We start from the raw sequence: 18,991 nt of genomic DNA on the forward strand, positions 1-18,991 counted from the left end.
CTCCTAGCTGTGGTTCGCCTTCCTTGCCCGAATCGTACGAGGTCGGCGGTGCGAGGACAGTGTGCTGGCTCTCTGCCGCGGAGGTCGGGAACGATCAAGTGAGAAAAGCCGCTCCACCCTGGTGCGGGCGGAGCGGCTTCGGCGGTCTGGAGCGGGTCAGGAGAGCAGGGCTTCGCTGATGGCGCGGTAGCCGGGCAGCGGGTCGTCGCCGAGGACCTGGACGCAGACGTGGTCGGCGCCTGCGTCGAGGTGGGCGGTGATGCCTGCGGCGATCGAGTCGATGTCGCCGTGCAGGGCGAGCGCGTCGATCAGCGCGTCGCTGCCGCCGTTGTCCAGGTCGGCCTCGGACCAGCCGTGGCGGAGCAGGTTGCTGCGGTAGTTGACGAGGTGGAGGTAGGGGTGCTCGATGGTCGGGCGGGCGATGGCGCGGGCCTTCGCCGGGTCGGTCTCCAGGACGACCTTCTGCTCGGGCGCCAGCAGCACGCCGTCACCGAGGACGCGGCGGGCTTCCTTGGTGTGCTCCGGCGTGGTCAGGTACGGGTGCGCGCCCGCGGTGCGCTCGGCGGAGAGCTTGAGCACCTTCGGGCCGAGCGCGGCCAGCGCGCGTGCGGCGACCGGCACGCCTGCCTGGTCCAGGCCGTCGAGGTAGTCGACGATCTTGTCGTAGGGCTTCTGGTACTCCTGATGGGCCTCCGGGTGGCCGATGCCGACGCCGAGGAGGAAGCGGCCGGGGTGCTTGGCCTCGATTCGGTTCCAGGACGCGCCGACCGTGGCCGCGTCGTCCTTCCACATGTTGACGATGCCCGTGGCGACCTTGATGTTCTCCGTCGCGTCCAGCAGCTCGTCGACGATGGTCAGCTGCCCGTCGGGGGAGCCGCCGATCCAGATCGCGCCGAAGCCGAGGCGTTCGGCTTCGCGTGCCAGGTCCGCGTTCAGCTGGTGCCAGCCCCGCCAGATACCGATCTTGCCGAGTTCGATAGCCATGACCGTCTCAACTCCGGCGGGTGGCCGGTGCATTCCTCTACGTTGGCAACATGGCGAAAATCGGTGATCTGGAGGTGTTCCCCCTGAACCTCGGGGGCAACGTGTTCGGCTGGACGGCGGACGAGGAGCAGTCCTTCGCCGTGCTGGACGCGTACGCGGCCGCCGGCGGCAACTTCATCGACACGGCGGACGTGTACATGGCCCGCATCCCGGGCAATTCGGGCGGCGAGTCCGAGACGATCATCGGCAGGTGGCTGAAGCGCCGTGGTCGCCGGGATGACGTGGTGATCGCGACGAAGGTGGGCAGCTGGGCGGCGCGGCCGGGGGTGAGCGCGAAGAACATCCGCGAGGCGGCGGAGGATTCGCTGCGCCGGTTGCAGACTGATTATCTGGACCTGTACTACGCCCACCGCGATGTGGCGGACGTGCCGCTGGAGGAGACGCTGGGCGCGTTCGACGAGCTGGTGCGGGCCGGGAAGGTGCGGCACCTGGGGGCGTCGAACTACAGTGCTTCGCGCCTGGCCGAGGCGCTGTCCATTTCGGACCGCGAGGGGTTCGCCCGGTATGTCGCGGTGCAGCCGCACTACAACCTGGTGGAGCGCGGGTACGAGCAGGAGCTGGCCCCGCTGGTGGCGCGGGAGGGCCTGGCGACGCTGCCCTACTTCGGCCTGGCGCGCGGCTTCCTGACCGGCAAGTACCGCAGCCGCGAGGCGAGCGGCAGCCCACGCGCCGAGAAGGCGGTGGAGTACCTGGACCACCGGGGCGAGCGGGTGCTGGAGGCGCTGGACGAGATATCGGCCGCGCACGGAACCTCCCCGGCCGCGGTGGCGCTGGCATGGCTGGCCGCGCAGCCGACTGTCGTGGCGCCGATTGCCAGTGCCCGGAATGTGGAGCAGTTGGCGGATTTGCTGGCCTCGGTGGAGTTGCGTCTTGATGCGGAGGAGCTGGCTGCTTTGGATGACGCTTCGCGGTAGGTGGGTTGGTGGGCCTGGGGCGCCCGGGCTGGCCGGATTGAGTTGGCCCGGCCCGGCCCCGCCCGGGTTTGGCCTGGCCCGGCCTGGTTTGGCCTGGCTTGGCTCGGCCTGGCTTGGCTCGGCCTGGCTTGGCTCGGCCTGGCCTGGCTCGGCCTGGCCTGGCTTGGCTCGGGCTGGCTTGGCCTGGCTCGGGCTGGCTTGAGCTGGGCCGGGCCGGCTTGAGCTGGGTCGGTCGGGGTCGGCCCGACTGGGCCTGGGGCGGCTGGGTTGCCTGGCGATGGCTGACGCAGTCGGCGCCGGCCCGGCCTGCGCTGGAGGTGGTGGCCGGTCCTGCTGATGCGATCTGACCCTCGGCGGCGCTGGTGGTTCCGCACGCCACGAGTGGGCACCTCGTGCGGGGCGAGCGGCCCATTCGTGCGTTCATGAAGTGCCCACCGGTGCCCGCGTGTGCGAGGTGCCCAGTGGTGCGGCGATGAGATGCCTGCTCGTGTGGCTGTGAGGTACCCACTCGCGCCTCAGGCGCGAGGTGCCCACTCGTGCTGCCACGAGGTGTCCATCCACATGGCGGCGAGGCGTCCCTTGGTGCCTGGGCTGGGCGAGGCGCCCAGCGGTGCGCCGAGGAGGTGTCCAGTCGTGTGGCTATGAGGTGCCCGCTCGTGTGCCTATGAGGTGCCCGCTCGTGTGGCCGCGAGGTGCCCGCTCGCGCGTTCGCGAAGTGTCTACGGTGCTGCCACGAGGTGCCCGTTCGCGCCGTCCGGTTGAGGTGCCCGTTCGTGTGGCTGCGAGGTGTCCGCTCGCGCGTTCGCGAAGTGTCCACCAGTGCCGCCACGACATTCCCACTCGCGGCCCCACGAGCGGTCACGCGATGGCGCACGAAGCGCCCACCGGCGAGCCGCCGAAATGCCCACTCGGTGCCCCCGTGGCCGAGATGCCACTCGCGCCCCCCGTGACCGAGACGCCACTCGCGCCCCCGCGAACGGCCTGCCCACCAACCCGGCAACGAAGCACCACGAGCGCGCCCCCGCGAACCACCCACCCAGCGACGCGGCCCCCGAGAACCGCCACCAACAGAGACCAATCCACCCTACTGAGGAGTAGCTTACTCCCGGTAGGTTGGTATATGGTCCGTCCATGGCGAACGTAAAAGGCAAGGTCGTGCTCATCACCGGAGCTGCGCGCGGCATTGGCGCCGGGCTCGCGGAGCGTCTCGCGGCTCGGGGGGCCAAGGTTGCCCTCGTCGGGCTCGAAGCCGACGAGCAGCGCAAGGTCGCGGAACGCATCGGGGACTCCGCGAAGTCCTGGGAAGCCGACGTGACCGACTGGGACGCCCTCGAAAAAGCCACCGCGGGCGTGGTCGAGCACTTCGGCGGCATCGACATCGTCATCGCCAACGCGGGCATCGCCACCACCGGCTTCGTCCGCTCCGTCGACCCCGCCGCCTTCGAAAAGGTCATCGAGGTCGACCTGCTCGGCGTGTGGCGCACCTTCCGCGTCACGCTGCCCCACGTCATCGAGCGCCGCGGCTACCTGCTGGCCATCTCCTCCCTCGCGGCGATCACCCACGCGCCCGGCATGGCCAACTACGCCGCCGCGAAGGCCGGCGTCGAGGCGTTCTCCAACAGCCTCCGCGCCGAGGTCGCCCACCTGGGCGTCAAGGTCGGCGTCGCCCACCCGACCTGGATCAAGACCGACCTGGTCGACAGCGCCGACGCCCACCCGGTCTTCGGCAAGCTCCGCGCCGGCATGCCCGGCCTGCTCGGCAAGACCTACCCGCTGAACGTCGCCCTCGACCAGATCGAGGCGGGCGTCCTCAAGCGCGCCCGCGTCATCCACGTGCCCAAGTGGGTCGGCGTGCTCAAGGCCTTCCGCTCGTTCCTCCCGCCGATCGTCGAGCTCGGGGCGCGCACCCGCGTCCCCGCCGCGGACAAGGCCGCGCTCGATGACATCAAGGCACGCGGCGCGCGCGAAGCCGCCATCACCGGGCATGGTGGACGGGCAGCGATCCACTGAGGAGGCCCGCATGTCCCGCCGCGACCTGATCAAGATGACCCCCGACGAGGTCCTCGCGTTCCTCGCCGAACAAAAGGTCATCAACGTCGCCACGATCAACCCCAACGGCCGCCCGCACCTCGCGCCGCTCTGGTACGTGCCGCGCGGCGACGGGGTCGCGACCTGGACCTACCGCAAATCGCAGAAGGTCGCGAACCTGCAGCGGCTGCCGCAGGCCACCGTGCTCGTCGAGACCGGCGACACCTACGACAAGCTGCGCGGCGTCCAGTTCGAGGCCGACGTCGAGATCGTCGAGGACACCCCGTCCGTGGCGGAGATCGGCTCGGCCATGGCGGAGCGCTACGGCGGCGGCTCGCTCGCCGCCGAGGTGGTCGCCGCACAGGCGGCCAAGCGCGTCGGGCTGGTGTTCACGCCGACGAAGGTCGTCAGCTGGGACCACACCAAGCTCGGCGGCGTCTACTGAACCCAGGCGCCCAGCGTCGGCTTGAACTCCCGCACCGTGAAGCTCTCCAGGGCGCCCTCGACGACGTACGGATCGGCGTCGAGGACAGCCTGGAGTGAGTCGGCGTCCTCGGCCTGGATCAGGAACACGCCACCCGAGTCGTCGGCGAACGGGCCGGCCACCGCGACCGTGCCCTCGGCCGCGAGCTTCGCGAGGTACTCGCGGTGCCGGGGCCGGACCTCCGCGTACTTCCCCTGGTCGTAAACCGTCTGCACCAGGAACCAGGCCATGCGCACCTCCGTCTGAGTACCTGCTCCGCACGCTACCGGGTGAAGTGAATCAACCGATACGCTGGTTCCCGCGTGTACAGCACGTGGACAACGGTCAGGCCGAGGACAGGCGGGAGTACATGCCGGACGGCAGCGCGGAGCGCAGCGTCGAACGCACGCTCGGGCACTTGCGCACCATGGACGGGGTCGCGCCGGCCCAGCCGGCGGGCCCGCTGACGCTGGAGGATCTCTACAAGATCCACCGGATGCGGCTGGTCCGGCTCGCGATCCTGCTCGTCGACGAACCGGCCACGGCCGAGGACGTCGTGCAGGAGGCGTTCACCGGGCTCTACCGCAACTGGGGCAAGCTGCGCGACGCCGCGTCCGCGGTCGCCTACCTGCGCACAGCGGTCGTCAACGGCTCGCGCAGCGTGCTGCGCCGCCGCAAGACCGCGCGCGAGTACGTGCCGCCGCACGTGGTCAACGCCCGCTCCGCGGAGAGCCTGGCGATGCTGTCCAGCGAACACCAGTCGGTGGTGAACGCGCTGTCAAAGCTGCCGCCGCGGCAACGCGAGGTGCTCGTCCTGCGCTACTACGGCGGGCTCTCCGAAGCGGAGATCTCCGAGGTCGCGGGCATTTCGAAGGGCACCGTGAAGTCCACGGCGAGCCGGGCCCTGGAGGCTCTCCAGAAGGCCATGAGTGCCTAAGCTGGTTTAGACCAATATGCTGGAGCCTGTGACGGGTTTCGTGCTGACGGGTGGCAGGCTCGCCCTCCCCGAAGGACTGGTGGACGACGGCTGGCTCGCGGTCTCTGGCGGGGCGATCGCGGGCATCGGCACCGGGACGCCACCGCCGGGTGACCAGGTGGACGTCGGCGGGTGCTACGTGGTGCCCGGTTTCGTCGACGCGCACTGCCACGGCGGCGGGGGCGGATCGTTCTCCAGCGGCGACGCGAAGGAGATCGTCACCGCGATCAAGGCCCACCGCAGGCACGGCACCACCACGATGCTCGCGAGCCTGGTGTCCGATCCGGTGCGCACGCTGGTGGACCAGATGGCCGTGCTGCGGGAGCTCGTCGAGGACGGCGAGCTGGCCGGCATCCACCTGGAGGGCCCGTTCATCGCGTCCGCCCGCTGCGGCGCCCACGACCCGGCGGTGCTGCGCGAACCCGACGCGGCGACCGTCGACGCCCTGCTGCGGGCCGGTCACGGTGCGGTCCGCATGGTGACGCTGGCACCGGAGCTGAACGGCGGTGTCCGCGCGGTCCGCCAGCTGGCCGAGTCCGGCGTGATCGCCGCGATCGGGCACACCGACGGCACCGAGGAGCAGATCCGCCCGGCCATCGACGCGGGCGCGACCGTCGCGACGCACCTGTTCAACGGCATGCGCCCGCTGCACCACCGCGAGCCCGGCCCGATCGGCGTCCTGCTCGACGACGAGCGCGTCACCGTCGAGCTGATCTGCGACCTCGTCCACGTGCACCCCACCGTGCTGCGGATGGCCGCCCGGTACGCCGGCCGCGGCCGCACGATCCTCATCACGGACGCCATGTCGGCCACCGACGCCGCCGACGGCCGCTACCACCTTGGCCGACTGGAGGTCGACGTCCGGGACGGCGTGGCGACGCTCGCCGACACCGGTTCCCTGGCCGGCAGCACGCTGACCATGGACGCGGCGTTCCGCAACCTGGTCAAGGGCGCCGGCCTGGCCATCCCCGACGCGGTCCGCGCCACCTCGGGACGCCCGGCCGAACTGCTGGGCCTCGCCGACCGGCTCGGGTCGCTGCGCACCGGGCTCGCCGCCGACCTGGTGGTGCTGGACGCCGACCTCCGGCCCAAGCGGGTGCTGCGGCAGGGCGCCTGGATCGCCTGATCAGGCGGGCGGCTCGACGTGCTCCACGTAGAGCGGCGTCGCGGCCAGCACCGTGCCAGACGGCGTGGGGATCCGCGCGGTGACGCGCGCGTAGCCGGCGACCCAGGCGGCGGTGTAGCGCGGCTGGAACTCCTGGTCCAGCCACCGCAGGACCCGCTTCAGCCACCCGTGGAACAGCTGGTTGTCGTCGAGGTCGCTCCGGCCGTTCTCGACGTTCGCTTCGCGCAGCGCATGGGTGAAGTGCAGCCACAGCGAGAACGTCACGTCCCGCCCGGTCCGGTGCTCCGGGTGCCCGGCCCCGAGCAGGTGGGCGCTCGAGCCGTGCAGCAGCAGGCGCAGCTGCCCGCCGGAGGGGTAGCCGTCGACGGGCTCGCCGACGTCCAGGAAGGTCGCCGCGCTGACCACCACGCCGTAGCTCATCGGCGCCTCAAAGTGCACCCACTGCCCGGGCCGCACGTCCGGGTCGGCGAACCACTTCGGGGCCCGCTCCGAGGCCTCCAGCCGCGCGACCGCGCCCGCGAGCCCCGGCTCGGCCTCGCGCGCCGCCTTGCCGACCTTGAATCCGCCGACCGGGGTGGTCACCTCGGCCTCCACGTCCCGCAGGCCGCCGGCGCGCTTCGGCAGGTCGGGAAGCAGCTGCCGGAGCTTCGCCTCCGAGACGTAGACGAGTTCACGCATGTGCCCATCGTGCCGTGCGGTTGATTACGCTGTGCAGGGTGAGCGAGCCGAAGGACCCGGAACGGCTGCTGGCCGAGGCGCTGCAGGCGCAGGCCCGCAGCGCGCCGCACCCCGGCCCGCCCTCGGGCGGGTGGCCGCAGTTCGGCCTGCTGTCCGGCGCGGACGCCAGCTCGCTGGAACGCGAGCGCGCCGCCCTGGAAAACCCGGCCAAGCGGCCCGCCCCGCAGGCGCCGCGCCGGAACGTTCCCCCGGTCCGCCACCTGCCCGCCTACTGGGTCCTCGGCCTCGCCGCGCTCCTCGGTCTCGCGACCGGCGCGGTCATCGGTCTCATCACTCTCCTGTGAGCCCACATACTGCACACAGGGTCACCCTGTACCGTTTTGTGCTGTGATTCTCGCCGAGACCGCGACCACGCTCGCTCTCATGCCGAAGTGGTTCAACCCGGAGTACCTGCTGACTGAGTTCGGCGCGTACGTGATCCTCGGGCTGTGCCTGATCATCTTCATCGAGAGCAGCATCTTCCCCGTGCTCCCCGGTGACTCGCTGCTGTTCACCGCAGGCCTGTTCGTCGCGCAGGGCTCGATCCAGGCGCCGCTGTGGCTGGTCTGCACCCTGGTGACGGTCGCGGCGCTGCTCGGCAACGTCCTCGGTTACGCGATCGGCTGGAAGGCGGGCCCGGCGCTGTTCCGGCGCCCGGACTCGAGGTTCTTCAAGCAGGAGTACGTCGACAAGACGCACGCGTTCCTGGAGAAGCACGGCCCGAAGGCGGTCGTGCTGGCCCGGTTCGTGCCGTTCGTCCGGACGTTCATCACCTGGATCGCCGGCATCGGCCGCATGGACCCCAAGAAGTACTTCACCTACACGGTGATCGGCGGCATCCTGTGGGCCGGTGGCATCACGGCGCTGGGGCACCTGCTCGGCAACATCTCGTTCATCAAGAACAACATCGAGGCCATCTTCATCCTGATCGTGCTGGTCTCGGTGGTGCCGATCGTCATCGAGTGGGCGAAGGCCCGCCGCGAGAAGAAGCTGGCGGCCGCCGCGGGCCCCGCCGAGTCCGACGCCGAGGTCACGCAGCAGATCCCGCGCATCGAGCGCTGACGCAGACACAAGAAGGCCGCCGCACCCGCTCCGGTGCGGCGGCCTTTTCGCGTCTCAGGCGGGCGCGATCGCCGGTAGTCCCATCGACCGGGGTTCGTCGTCCCGGAGACGACGGACCAGGTCGCCCGCTTCGTGGTCGGTCCTGGCCGGCCCGGTGGGCCCGGGTACCGGGCCGGTCAAGGTGGCCGGCCGCAGCTTGCCGGTGGCGAGCAGCGCCGAGAGGGGACCCGGCTGCGCCGGGACCAAGCGGGCGACCACTGCGCCACGTTCGGTGATCTCGACTTCTTCGCCGTTCTTCACGCGAGCCAGGACCCCTGCGGTGTTCTGGTTGAGCTCGCGAACTGACACCCGAGTCATGGGGCTGGTGTACCACGAAGGCGCCGTACACCAGCCCGGATTGGCAGCGTCACGTCATCGAGAACATCGAGCCCGGGTTGAAGAGGTTCTCCGGGTCCAGCGCCTGCTTGATCTGCCGGTGCACGCGCATGCCCACCGGGCCGATCTCGCGCTCCAGCCACTCCTTCTTGATCTTGCCAACGCCGTGCTCGCCGGTCACCGTGCCGCCCAGCTTCAGCCCCACGTCGAGGATCTCGTCGAACGCGCGCCGCGCCCTGGCGAACTCGTCCTCGTCGTCGGGCTGGTACACGATCGTCGGGTGCATGTTGCCGTCGCCGGCGTGCCCGACCACCGCGATGCGCAACCCGACCTCCTCGCTGATCCGCTGGCAGCCCGCGATCAGCTCGGCGATCCGCGTCCGCGGCACGGACACGTCGTCGGTCAGCCACACGCCGTACTGCTCCAGCGCGGTCAGCACCACCCGCCGCGCCTGCATCAGCATCCGGCCCTCTTCGAGGTCGTCCGTCGCGTACGTCATCGTCGCGCCGCAGTCGTTGCAGATCTGCTCCAGCGCGGCCAGCTCGCGCCGCGCCACCTCGCCGCCCGCGTCGGACTGGCACAGCAGCAGCGCCTGGCAGTCGGAACCGGCGCCGAGGTCGGTCTTCAGATACGTCTCGGCCGCCTTGATCGAGCTGGCGTCCATGATCTCCATCAGCGACGGCACCAGGCCCTCGCGCACGGTCCGCGCCACCGCCGTCCCGGCCGCCTCCGTCGTGTCGAACCCGGCGACGAGCGTGCCCGGCGCCTGCGGCAGCGGCTTCAGCGCGACCGTGGCCTGCGTGATCACCCCGAGCGTGCCCTCGCTGCCGACGAACAGCCGCGCCAGGTCGTAGCCCGCCACGCCCTTCACGGTGCGGCGGCCGGTCTTCAGCAGCGACCCGTCGGCGAGCACGACCTCCAGGCCCAGCACCGAGTCGGTGGTCACGCCGTACTTCACGCAGCACAACCCGCCCGCATTGGTGGACAGATTGCCGCCGATCGTGCACCAGTCGTAGCTGGACGGGTCCGGCGGGTAGAACAGCCCGTGCTTCTCCACGGCGTTGCGGAAGTCGAGGTTGACCACGCCCGGCTGGACCACGGCGAGCCGGTTGCCCGCGTCGATCTCGACGATCTGGTCCAGCTTGGTCATCACGAGCACGACGCACCCGTCGATCGCGTTCGCGGCGCCCGACAGCCCGCTGCCCGCGCCGCGCGGCACGATCGGCACCTTCGCCTCGGCGCACGCCCGGACGACCGCCTGCACGCCTTCGACATCCGAGGGCAGCACCACCGCCAACGGCCGGCCCGAGGGGGCCAGCGGCATCATGTCGCGGGAGTAGCTCCCGGTGACGTCCGCATCGGTCAGAACAGCGTCCTTGCCCAGCTCGGCGCGCAGTTTCGTCAGCAAAGCGTCGGTGCTCATGCATCTATGGTAGTGCCCATCACGTCCGCAGTGCGGAAAAAATTTTCCGCAGTGATCGACCACGGAAAATCAGTTGTCTGTGGCAACTAAAGTGTTGTCGACCACAGACGGGTTATTTGAGTGGCGCAACCAACTATCCCGGGTGCATCCTTGACACGAGCAACTAGTTGCTTCGGTCAAATAAGACATCCCGTACGAAGAGAGTGATCGGCCATGCCATCTCCCGTAGAGGAAGCGGCCTTCACGGACACCGAGCTCGACATCGCCGACGAGCTCGGCGTGCAGCTCGTCCGGTTCATGCGGCTCCTCACCAAGGCGAAGTCGCAGGTCGCGAAGCTCGGACCGGACGGGATCGAACGCGCCGCCTACGCGATCCTGTTCCAGCTCGTCCACGACGGGCCGCAGCGCACGAGCAAGCTCGCCGAGGCGCTGCACGCCGAGATCTCGACGATCAGCAGGCAGAGCAGCTCGCTGGTGCAGCACGGCCTGGTCGAGCGCCTCGCCGACCCCGAGGACGGACGGGCCTGCCTGCTCGCGCCGACCAGCGAGGGACTGCGCGTGTTCGAGGAGAACCGCAGGCAACGCAACCGGTGGCTGGCCGAGGTGCTCGCCGAGTGGCCGGAGGAGGAGCGCCGCGTCCTGAACAGGCTCCTCGACCGGCTCAACACGGGGATCGAAGCTCACGCTCCACAACTCGCCGACCAGATCTCGGCGCGCAGCAAGGGGGAAAGCGCATGACACGCTCCACAAGAGAACAACCGGCGCCCGTCGCGGGCGCCGTCGCGGACGAGGGTCCGCGCCTGACGCACAAACAGATCCTGACCATCCTCAGTGGACTCCTGCTGGGGATGTTCCTCGCGGCGCTGGACCAGAACATCGTCAGCGTCGCGATCGTCAAGATCGCCAACGACCTGCACGGCTTCGACGAGCAGGCGTGGGCGACCACGGCGTACCTGATCACCGCGACCATCGCGACCCCGCTGTACGGCAAGCTGTCCGACATCTACGGCCGCAAGCCGTTCTACCTGACCGCGATCGCGTTGTTCGTGATCGGCTCGGCCGCCTGCACGTTCGCGACCTCGATGTACGAGCTGGCCGCGTTCCGGGCGTTCCAGGGCCTCGGCGCCGGTGGCCTGATGTCGCTGGCCATGACGATCATCGGTGACGTGGTGCCGGCCCGCGAGCGGGTCAAGTACCAGGGCTACTTCATGATGGTCTTCGGCAGCGCGACCGTGCTCGGTCCGGTGCTGGGCGGCCTGTTCTCCGGCTTCGACAACCTGGCCGGCCTCGACGGGTGGCGCTGGATCTTCCTGATCAACGTCCCGATCGGCGTCGTGGCGCTGGCGGTCGTCGCCAGGGTGCTGAACGTGCCGCACCAGCGGCAGGACCACCGCATCGACTGGTTCGGCGCCGTCTCGCTGGCCATCGCCGTGGTGCCGCTGCTGCTGGTCGCCGAGCAGGGCCGCACCTGGGGCTGGGGCTCGACCACGTCGGTGATCTGCTACGCCGTCGCGGCGTTCGGCATCGTCCTCTTCCTCTTCGTCGAGTACGTGATGAAGGACGAGGCGCTGATCCCGCTGCGGCTGTTCCGCAACTCGACGTTCAGCGTCGCGATCGGCGGCGGCACGCTCGTCGGCCTCGGCATGTTCGGCGCGCTGAGCATGATCCCGCTGTACTTCCAGGTCGTGCGCGGCTACTCGCCGACCGAGGCGGGTCTGCTGATGCTGCCGCTGGTGCTGGGCATCATGACCGGTTCGCAGATCTCCGGCCGCATCACCGCGAAGACCGGGCGCTACAAGATCCTGCCGGTGGTCGGCACGGTCCTGATCGCCGCGGGCGCGGTGCTGTACGCGCAGGTGCACTACGACAGCCCGCTGTGGCAGCCGCTGGTCGTCGCGCTGCTGATCGGTCTCGGCCTCGGTGGCTGCATGCAGACGCTGATCATCGCCGCGCAGAACGCGGGCCCGCGCCGTGACATGGGCGTGTCGACCGCGTCGGCGACGTTCTTCCGGCAGATGGGCGGCACCCTGGGTGTCGCGGTCTTCCTGACCATCCTGTTCAACCTGCTGCCGGGCAAGATCGCCGATGCCTTCGGTGGCAACCTGCCCGAGGGCTTCGACCAGAACCAGCTGAGCGCGCTGCAGGCGGACACCAGCGGCCTGCACAACCTGCCGGACGCGGTGAAGGTCCCGATCCTGACCGGGTTCACCAACTCGATGCACGGCGTCTTCTACGTCGCCGCCGGGGTCGCCCTGCTCGCCGCGATCGTGCTGGCGTTCATGAAGGAGATCCCGCTGGCCGGTGGCCCGGCCACGCCCGCGCCGCCGGTCGAGGGCGGCGAGGCGCTGCTGCCGGACGACAAGGCGAAGGCGGAAGCGGAAGCGGACACCTGGGCGGACGCGGACGCCGCGTTCGACGAGGACCGCGAACCCGTGCTAGTCGGTGGGAGGCATGCGTTGAGCGACAACGGACACGGCGAGTACCAGCTCGCCGCCCAGACCGCGCCGATCACGAACGCGGTCGCGAGCGCCGGGGCGGACCAGGCCCTCGGCACCGGCGGGCAGCCGGTCACCGGCACCATCCGGCGCCAGGACGGCACCCCTGTCGGCGGTGCCGCGCTGACCCTGATCGACCAGCGGGGCCGCCAGGTCTCGCGGGCGACCGCGGGCGGTGACGGCGGGTACCGCATCGCCGCGCCGGGCGGCGGCACCTACGTGCTGATCGTGTCGGCGACCGGGCACCAGCCGCAGGCGGCCAGCGTGGTCGTCGCGGACGGTCCCGCGCGGCTCGACCTCACCCTCATCGGGTCGGGCGAGCTGAGCGGTGTGGTCCGGGTGGCGGGCAAGGGTTCCCCGCTGGCCGGCGCCACCGTGACGCTGACCGACTCGCGTGGTGAGGTCACCGGGGCCGCGATCAGCGACGCCCAGGGCGGCTACGTCTTCCGCGGCGTCGGCTCCGGCACCTACACGCTGGTCGCGAGCGCCGACCGGATGCGCCCGGTGGCGTCGCTGATCACCGTGCCGGAGAGCGGTGTGCTGCAGCAGGACGTGGAGATCGCGCCCGCCGTGCTGCTGGCCGGGACCGCCCGCACCGACGGCGGCCGCCCGGTGCCGGACGCGCGGATCACGGTGCTGGACGCCGAGGGCAACGTCGCCGCGGTCGCGCGGACCGACGAGAACGGCGAGTACGTCGTCAGCGACCTGCCGGAGGGCGACTACACCGTGGTCGCCAGCGGGTACCCGCCCGCGACGAGCCAGGTCAGCCTGCCCGGCGGCGGCGACATCCAGCACGACGTCCGGCTGGGTTACGAGCAGGTCCTCGACCAGCTCGGCGACCCGGCGAACAACGGGGTGGAGCACTCATGAGCGGATTGCGCGCGCAGATCCGCACGGCCGAGGGCTGGGCGGTGGCGAACGCGGTGCTGACCGTGACGGACATGAGCGGCCAGCAGGTCGCCCGCGCCGTCGCCGACGAGACGGGAGCGGTGGTCACCCCACCGCTGCCCGCGGGCGTCTACACCGCGGTCCTCACCGCCGCCGGGTACGCCCCGGTGGCGCGGACCGCGCAGATCGGATCGGACGGGTCGGGCTCGCTCGGCGACCTGGTGGTGACGCCGGTGGCGGGTGCGGTCGAGCTGCCGCCGGCCGGGCCGTGGACGATCGACCCGGTGCACTCCAGCGCGGTCGCGACCGCGCGGCACCTGGGCATCGCCAGCATCAAGGCGCGGTTCTCCGACATCAGCGGCCGCATCGAGATCGGCCGCCCCGCCGAGCAGTCGCGGGTCGAGGCCGAGATCAAGGCCGCGAGCATCGACACCGGCATCAAGATGCGCGACGACCACCTGCGGTCGCCGGAGTTCCTGGACGTCGAGTCCTACCCGGTGATCGGGTTCGTCAGCACCGGGTTGCGGCAGCGCGGCGCCGACACCTGGACGCTGGCCGGGGAGCTGACGCTGCACGGCGAGCGCAAGCCGATCGAGCTGGACCTGACCTACGGCGGTTACGGGCCGGATCCGTGGGGCGGGGTGCGGGTCGCGTTCCACGCGGAAACGCAACTGCACCGGAACGATTTCGCGATCAATTACAACGCGATGGTGCGTGCCGGCGTCGCCGCAATCGGGTCGAACATCAAGATCGAACTCGACATCGAGGCTGTTCAGGGCGAGTCGCTGCCGCAAATGTGAGCGGATCCGCGGTCGCACACCCTGTTCGGTGTGCGACCGCGTTCCGTAACGATCACCTGTTTTCCGCGGATCCGTCGACCGTTGGTTGCGTGCGGCACGTACGCTTTCCGGGTGACTTTCGACTTCGCCGCGTCCGAAGCCGTCGGCGTCGGCTGGTTGAACACAGCCGGCCCGCTGCTGGTCTGGGTCATCGTGCTCAGCTTCGTGTTCATCGAGTGCGCGCTCATCATCGGGCTGTTCCTGCCCGGGGACTCGCTGCTGTTCGCGGCCGGGGTCGTGCTCGCCTCGCACGGGGCGCACGCGAGCGCCTGGCTGCTGTCCGGGGCCGCGCTCGTCGTCGCGGTGGTCGGCAACCAGGTCGGCTACTACATCGGGCAGCAGACCGGCGTCCGGTTCATCGCCAGACGCGGGGGCAAGGTGCTGAACCGGCACAACCTCGAACGGGCGCGCGAGTTCCTCGACCGCAAGGGCTTCTTCGCGATCGTGGCGGCCAGGTGGATCCCGTGGATCCGCACGCTGGCGCCGCTCATCGCGGGCGCCGCGCGGATGGACCCGCGGCGGTTCATGCTCGCCACCACGATCGGCGGCGTGTTCTGGGTGCCGACGCTGGTGCTGATCGGCTACTACGGCGCCGGCCTGCTGGACGCGATCCCGTGGGTCAAGACCGTGCTGGTGTGGCTGTCGGTCGCGTTCTTCGTGGTCGGCACGGGGTACGGCTTCGTGCGGTACCGGCAGGAGATGCGCCGCCCGGTCGAGGAAGACCCGGAGAACGAGTACCCCGCGGCGGCCTAGCTTCAGCTAGCCGTACCGCGCCGTCAGTTCGGCGCCGATCCGGGCCAGTTCCGCGCGGACCGGCTCGGGGTCCAGCACCTCGATCAGCGCGCCCCAGCCGGCCAGGTGGCGGGCGATGTCCAGCGGCGTCGGCGCGGCAAGGCGGACCCGGCTGCGGCCGTCCTCCTCCGCGACGACCTCGCTGTGGCGCCCGAACTGGTCCCGCAGCACATCCGCGAACCGCGACTCCACGAGCACCGTCGCCCAGGTGCGGGACCGGCGCCGCTCCACCTCGGCGACCACCTCGTCCCACGCCTGCGCCAGCGTGAAGTCGTCCGGCCGCCCGGCCGGTTCGTCCGTCGCCTCGGCGGCCAGAATCCGGTCCACCCGGAAGGTCCGCCTGCCCCGCTCGGTGCCGGCCACCAGGTACCAGACCTCGTCCTTGTCGACCAGGCCCCACGGGTCGACCAGCCGCTCCGACCGCTCCCGCTTCGAGTTCGCGTACGCCAGCCGCACCTTCCGCCGCCCGATCACCGCCGCCTGCAGGCGGTCCACCAGCTCCGGGCGGGTCTTGTCGCGCTCGCCCCAGCGGGCCGGGTCGATCATCGTCGCGCTCGCCGCGGCCTCCGCGTCCGCCCGGAACGGTCCCGGCAACGCCCGCACCAGCTTGCGCAACGCCGCCTTCGCCTCGTCCGACTCCGCCACCGGCCCGGCGAGCAGGAACAACGCCCGCGCCTCGGCCGCCGACAACCCGCTCAGATCCGTCCGCGCGCCCCCGACCAGCGACCACCCGCCGCCGCGGCCCGGTTGTGGATAAACCGGGATCCCGGCTGTGGACAACGCCTCCAGATCACGGCGCGCGGTCGCCACCGACACTTCCAGTTCGGCGGCCAGTTCGGCGGCCGTGACCCGGCCGCGGGCCTGCATCAGCAGCACCGCGGAAATCAACCGGTCGGCTCGCACGAAATCCTCTCCGGAAAGTGCTCAGTTGGTGAGCACTTTAGGCGCGAGCATGGGTCCTGTCACCGGAGAAAGGACCGAAAAATGTTGCGAGGACTCACCACCGTCACCTACTACGCCGACGACGTGGAGGCCGCCGCCCGCTGGTACAGCGAAGTGCTCGGCGCCGAGCCGTACTTCCGCCGCCCGCTGGACGGACCGCCCGCCTACCTCGAATTCCGCATCGGCGACCACCAGCACGAACTCGGCATCAAGGACAGCCGCTACGCGCCGGAGAAGCCGGGCGCGAACGGCGCGATCGTGTACTGGCACGTGGACGACGTCGAGGGCGCCTTCCGGCGGCTGCTCGACCTCGGCGCCACCGAGCACGAGAAGCCCATCGAACGCGGGCCGGGCTTCGTCACGGCGTCGGTGGTCGACCCGTTCGGCAACGTGCTCGGCGTGATGTTCAACCAGCACTACCTGGACATGCTGCGATGACCACGTACAGCGCGCGCACCGCGGCGGAGTGGCGGGACTGGCTGGCCGCGCACAGCGGCACCGAGCGGGAGATCTGGCTGGTCATTCAGCACAAGGACAGCCCGGTGCCGAGCGTCGGCTACGGCGAGGCGATCGAGCAGGCGCTGTGCTTCGGCTGGATCGACAGCCACGCCCGCAAGCACGACGCGACCAGCTTCCGGCTGCGCTTCACCCCGCGGCGGCCGGGCAGCAACTGGAGCCGGGTGAACCAGGAGCGAGCCGCGCGCATGATCGAGCAGGGCCTGATGACCGAGCGCGGCCAGGAGCAGATCGACCTGGCCAAGGCCCGCGGCGCATTCCCGGACCGGCCCGTGAGCCCCGAGGCAGGCGCTAGTCGCGCAGGCGGCTCTTCTGGATCTTCCCCGCGGGGGTGAGCGGCAGGCTGTCCCGCACGACGATCTCCTTCGGCACCTTGTAGTCGGCGATCTTCCCGGCGCAGAACGACTTCAGGTCGTCGGCGGTCGCGGTGGCCCCTGGCGCGAGCACCACGTAGTAGCGGCCGATCTCGCCGAGCACCGGGTCGGGCACCCCGATCCCGGCGGCCAGCACGACGTCGGGATGCGCGGTGAGCACGTTCTCGACCTCCACCGGGTACACGTTGAACCCGCCCTGCACGAACATCTCCTTGGCCCGCCCACGCAGCCGCACCGCGCCGGTGTCCGTCACGGTCGCGAGGTCGCCGGTGCGCAGCCAGCCGTCGGCGAAGGCCTCGGCCGTCTCCCGCGGGCGGCCGTGGTAGCCGGCCATCAGCGAAGGCGACCGCACGAGCAGCTCACCCGTCCCGTCCGCGGCGGCGTCCACCCTGATCTCGACGTCCGGCAGCGGGTGGCCGACCGTGGTCGCGGTCGTGTCGAAGTCGTCGTCCCACGCCGTCATCAACACGGCGCCCGCGGTCTCGCTCAGCCCGTAGAGGTTCATCACCCTGGCGCGCGGGAACCGGGCGTGCAGGCGCTCCAGCAGGGCGGGCTCGGCGTTCGCGCCGCCGGTGACGACCAGCCGCACCGCCGAGGTGTCCACCGCGTCCAGCTCCGGACGGTTGAGCAGCAGCGTGTGCATCGTGGGCACCCCGACCCACAGGGTGAGGCCCGCGGTGGCGAAGAGACCGGCGATCTCGCGGGGGTCGAAGGCGGGCAGCAGGACCGCGCGCGCCCGTGCGACGAGTGCGGCCAGCACGCAGCAGGTGATCCCGCTGACGTGGTTGAGCGGCACGGCGACCGGCAGGACGTCGTGCTCGGTCATGCGCATGTGCCTGGCCTGCGAGCGAGCCGCCGCGAGCTGGCCGCGGTGGGTCAGGACGGCGCCCTTGGGCGTGCCGGTGGTGCCCGAGGTGTAGATGATCATCACCGGGTCGTCCGGGGTGACCGCTGCCCTTGCCTCCGCCGTCGGCCCGTCGACCAGGAGGTCGTCGAAGGTCAGGCCGTCGCCGCCGAAGGTCACCACGGTCTCGACGAGCCCGGCGAGCAGCGCGGGGAAGTCGACACCGTCGTGCGACGGCACGGTGACCACCAGGCGCGCTCCAGAGTCACGCAGCATGTGGGCGAGTTCGTTCTCCCGGTAGCGCACGCTCAGGCCCACCACGACCGCGCCGATCTTGGCCGCGGCGAAGTAGACCACGAGCCATTCCGGCGCGGTGGGGCCGAGGACGGCGATCCGGTCGCCGTGCCGGATCCCGTGCCGCAGCAGGCCGGCCGCGAACCGGTCGGACAGCCGGTCCACCTCGGCGAACCCGATCTCGCGGCCACCGGACAGCCAGCCGATGGCGACCGGGTCCGCGGCAGCGTCGGCGAGTGCGTCGAAGATCCGGTCCGTCATCGGTCCTCCGGGGGCTGGCGCTTCCACCGCGGTCGCGTGGTGGAACCAGGTTCTCGCGGTCGACCGCGCAGATCAACAGCGCCGGGCCTCAGGAGTCGATGCCGGCCCACACCTCCAGCTGGATCCCGTCCGGGTCGCGGAACACGATGACCGCGGAGCCGGGCAGCGTGCGCGACTGCTTGGCGGGGCTGTACTCGACCCCGTAGTCCGCGAGCCGCTGCTCCCACTGCTTGAGCTCGGCGAAGGTCGGCACCGTGAACGCGACGTGGTCCAGCCCGGTCCGGCGCTCGTCGAACGGGCCGCGCTCGGTGTCCGGGTGCTGCAGCAGGACCACCGAGAACGCGTCGCCGGGGGCCTGGAGCAACACCTTGCGCAGGCCGGTCTCCGGATCCTCTCGCCGCCCGGTCTCCCGCAGGTCGAGCACGCGCTCGTACCAGGGCACACTCCGGTCGACGTCGGTCACCGTGAGCGCCAAGTGGTGCACTCCGGTCAGCTTCGACATGCAGTCCCTTCTCACCCGATCGAGCCCCCTCAGGAATGACAACGTCCCGTTCGGGTTCCCGGTTTCCACGGGTGTACCTGTGGACAACTCGAACTTTCATCCACAGGCTGTGGACA

The 18,991-nt window shown here is 70.8% G+C and carries 21 protein-coding genes; 13 read left to right on the forward strand and 8 right to left on the reverse strand.

Features of this window, described 5'->3' with window-relative positions:
* Positions 1-156: 156 nt before the first annotated feature.
* Entirely contained in the window at positions 157-984 is an 828-nt protein-coding gene (locus tag ABZ193_RS03315; protein WP_020418426.1) for an LLM class F420-dependent oxidoreductase, read from the reverse strand.
* A 50-nt stretch (positions 985-1,034) separates the two neighbouring features.
* Between ABZ193_RS03315 and ABZ193_RS03320 the strand changes: the two genes are divergently transcribed.
* The 3 genes from ABZ193_RS03320 (at position 1,035) to ABZ193_RS03330 (ending at position 4,431) form a co-directional block, all read left to right on the forward strand.
* Positions 1,035-1,958 (forward strand): aldo/keto reductase, encoded by a 924-nt coding sequence (locus ABZ193_RS03320; protein WP_354708708.1) that lies wholly within the window; start codon positions 1,035-1,037, stop codon positions 1,956-1,958.
* 1,131 nt (positions 1,959-3,089) lie between these two features.
* On the forward strand, positions 3,090-3,968 hold the full coding sequence (locus ABZ193_RS03325; protein WP_354708709.1) for an SDR family oxidoreductase: 879 nt from the start codon (positions 3,090-3,092) through the stop codon (positions 3,966-3,968).
* Between the two features lie 10 nt (positions 3,969-3,978).
* Positions 3,979-4,431, forward strand: a complete 453-nt coding sequence (locus ABZ193_RS03330; protein WP_020418423.1) for a TIGR03618 family F420-dependent PPOX class oxidoreductase — start codon at positions 3,979-3,981, stop codon at positions 4,429-4,431.
* On the opposite strand, the gene ABZ193_RS03335 is transcribed toward ABZ193_RS03330, so the two are convergent.
* Positions 4,425-4,700, reverse strand: a complete 276-nt coding sequence (locus tag ABZ193_RS03335; protein ID WP_020418422.1) for a YciI family protein — start codon at positions 4,698-4,700, stop codon at positions 4,425-4,427. The two genes, ABZ193_RS03330 and ABZ193_RS03335, sit on opposite strands and share 7 nt — an antisense overlap.
* Before the next feature lie 119 nt (positions 4,701-4,819).
* Between ABZ193_RS03335 and ABZ193_RS03340 the strand changes: the two genes are divergently transcribed.
* Together ABZ193_RS03340 and nagA are read left to right on the forward strand one after the other, a co-directional pair.
* Positions 4,820-5,386, forward strand: coding sequence for a SigE family RNA polymerase sigma factor (locus ABZ193_RS03340; RefSeq protein WP_026153625.1), 567 nt, complete (start codon positions 4,820-4,822; stop codon positions 5,384-5,386).
* Between the two features lie 40 nt (positions 5,387-5,426).
* Positions 5,427-6,551 (forward strand): N-acetylglucosamine-6-phosphate deacetylase, encoded by a 1,125-nt coding sequence (gene nagA / locus ABZ193_RS03345; protein WP_027935930.1) that lies wholly within the window; start codon positions 5,427-5,429, stop codon positions 6,549-6,551.
* Here the strand turns inward: nagA and ABZ193_RS03350 are convergent, their stop codons facing one another.
* Positions 6,552-7,229 (reverse strand): SAVMC3_10250 family protein, encoded by a 678-nt coding sequence (locus ABZ193_RS03350; RefSeq protein ID WP_354708710.1) that lies wholly within the window; start codon positions 7,227-7,229, stop codon positions 6,552-6,554.
* Between the two features lie 38 nt (positions 7,230-7,267).
* Here ABZ193_RS03350 and ABZ193_RS03355 point away from each other — a divergent pair, with 38 nt between their 5' ends.
* Both ABZ193_RS03355 and ABZ193_RS03360 read left to right on the forward strand, forming a co-directional pair.
* Positions 7,268-7,573: a hypothetical protein gene (locus ABZ193_RS03355; protein ID WP_020418418.1), complete on the forward strand. Its 306-nt coding sequence runs from the start codon at positions 7,268-7,270 to the stop codon at positions 7,571-7,573.
* Positions 7,574-7,616: 43 nt separating this feature from the next.
* A complete protein-coding gene (locus ABZ193_RS03360) occupies positions 7,617-8,330 on the forward strand; it encodes a VTT domain-containing protein (protein ID WP_020418417.1) in 714 nt (237 codons plus the stop codon).
* Positions 8,331-8,384: 54 nt separating this feature from the next.
* Here the strand turns inward: ABZ193_RS03360 and ABZ193_RS03365 are convergent, their stop codons facing one another.
* Both ABZ193_RS03365 and ABZ193_RS03370 read right to left on the reverse strand, forming a co-directional pair.
* Positions 8,385-8,687 (reverse strand): type II toxin-antitoxin system prevent-host-death family antitoxin, encoded by a 303-nt coding sequence (locus ABZ193_RS03365; protein ID WP_354708711.1) that lies wholly within the window; start codon positions 8,685-8,687, stop codon positions 8,385-8,387.
* A gap of 49 nt (positions 8,688-8,736) precedes the next feature.
* On the reverse strand, positions 8,737-10,128 hold the full coding sequence (locus ABZ193_RS03370) for an FAD-linked oxidase C-terminal domain-containing protein (RefSeq protein ID WP_020418415.1): 1,392 nt from the start codon (positions 10,126-10,128) through the stop codon (positions 8,737-8,739).
* 213 nt (positions 10,129-10,341) lie between these two features.
* Between ABZ193_RS03370 and ABZ193_RS03375 the strand changes: the two genes are divergently transcribed.
* The 4 genes from ABZ193_RS03375 to ABZ193_RS03390 all read left to right on the forward strand — a co-directional run bounded on the left by ABZ193_RS03375 (position 10,342) and on the right by ABZ193_RS03390 (position 15,103).
* Positions 10,342-10,866 carry a MarR family transcriptional regulator gene (locus ABZ193_RS03375; protein ID WP_020418414.1) on the forward strand — a complete coding sequence of 175 codons (525 nt, stop codon included), beginning with the start codon at positions 10,342-10,344 and terminating at the stop codon, positions 10,864-10,866.
* Entirely contained in the window at positions 10,863-13,493 is a 2,631-nt protein-coding gene (locus tag ABZ193_RS03380) for an MFS transporter (protein WP_354708712.1), read from the forward strand. The genes ABZ193_RS03375 and ABZ193_RS03380 overlap by 4 nt, the downstream gene beginning before the upstream one ends.
* Entirely contained in the window at positions 13,490-14,311 is an 822-nt protein-coding gene (locus tag ABZ193_RS03385) for a YceI family protein (protein WP_020418412.1), read from the forward strand. The genes ABZ193_RS03380 and ABZ193_RS03385 overlap by 4 nt, the downstream gene beginning before the upstream one ends.
* 111 nt (positions 14,312-14,422) lie before the next feature.
* Positions 14,423-15,103, forward strand: a complete 681-nt coding sequence (locus tag ABZ193_RS03390) for a DedA family protein (RefSeq protein WP_020418411.1) — start codon at positions 14,423-14,425, stop codon at positions 15,101-15,103.
* Between the two features lie 6 nt (positions 15,104-15,109).
* Here ABZ193_RS03390 and ABZ193_RS03395 read toward each other — a convergent pair whose 3' ends face one another.
* A complete protein-coding gene (locus ABZ193_RS03395) occupies positions 15,110-16,045 on the reverse strand; it encodes a YafY family protein (RefSeq protein WP_020418410.1) in 936 nt (311 codons plus the stop codon).
* Between the two features lie 81 nt (positions 16,046-16,126).
* Here ABZ193_RS03395 and ABZ193_RS03400 point away from each other — a divergent pair, with 81 nt between their 5' ends.
* Positions 16,127-16,522 carry a VOC family protein gene (locus ABZ193_RS03400; RefSeq protein WP_020418409.1) on the forward strand — a complete coding sequence of 132 codons (396 nt, stop codon included), beginning with the start codon at positions 16,127-16,129 and terminating at the stop codon, positions 16,520-16,522.
* Positions 16,519-16,935 (forward strand): hypothetical protein, encoded by a 417-nt coding sequence (locus ABZ193_RS03405; protein ID WP_237335543.1) that lies wholly within the window; start codon positions 16,519-16,521, stop codon positions 16,933-16,935. Before ABZ193_RS03400 ends, ABZ193_RS03405 begins: the two co-directional genes overlap by 4 nt.
* Here the strand turns inward: ABZ193_RS03405 and ABZ193_RS03410 are convergent.
* Both ABZ193_RS03410 and ABZ193_RS03415 read right to left on the reverse strand, forming a co-directional pair.
* A complete protein-coding gene (locus tag ABZ193_RS03410) occupies positions 16,892-18,373 on the reverse strand; it encodes an AMP-binding protein (RefSeq protein ID WP_354708714.1) in 1,482 nt (493 codons plus the stop codon). The two genes, ABZ193_RS03405 and ABZ193_RS03410, sit on opposite strands and share 44 nt — an antisense overlap.
* Before the next feature lie 88 nt (positions 18,374-18,461).
* On the reverse strand, positions 18,462-18,875 hold the full coding sequence (locus ABZ193_RS03415) for a VOC family protein (RefSeq protein WP_020418406.1): 414 nt from the start codon (positions 18,873-18,875) through the stop codon (positions 18,462-18,464).
* Positions 18,876-18,991 lie beyond the last annotated feature (116 nt).

It is taken from the genome of Amycolatopsis sp. NPDC006125 (genome assembly GCF_040614195.1).
GTDB lineage: Bacteria > Actinomycetota > Actinomycetes > Mycobacteriales > Pseudonocardiaceae > Amycolatopsis_E > Amycolatopsis_E tucumanensis.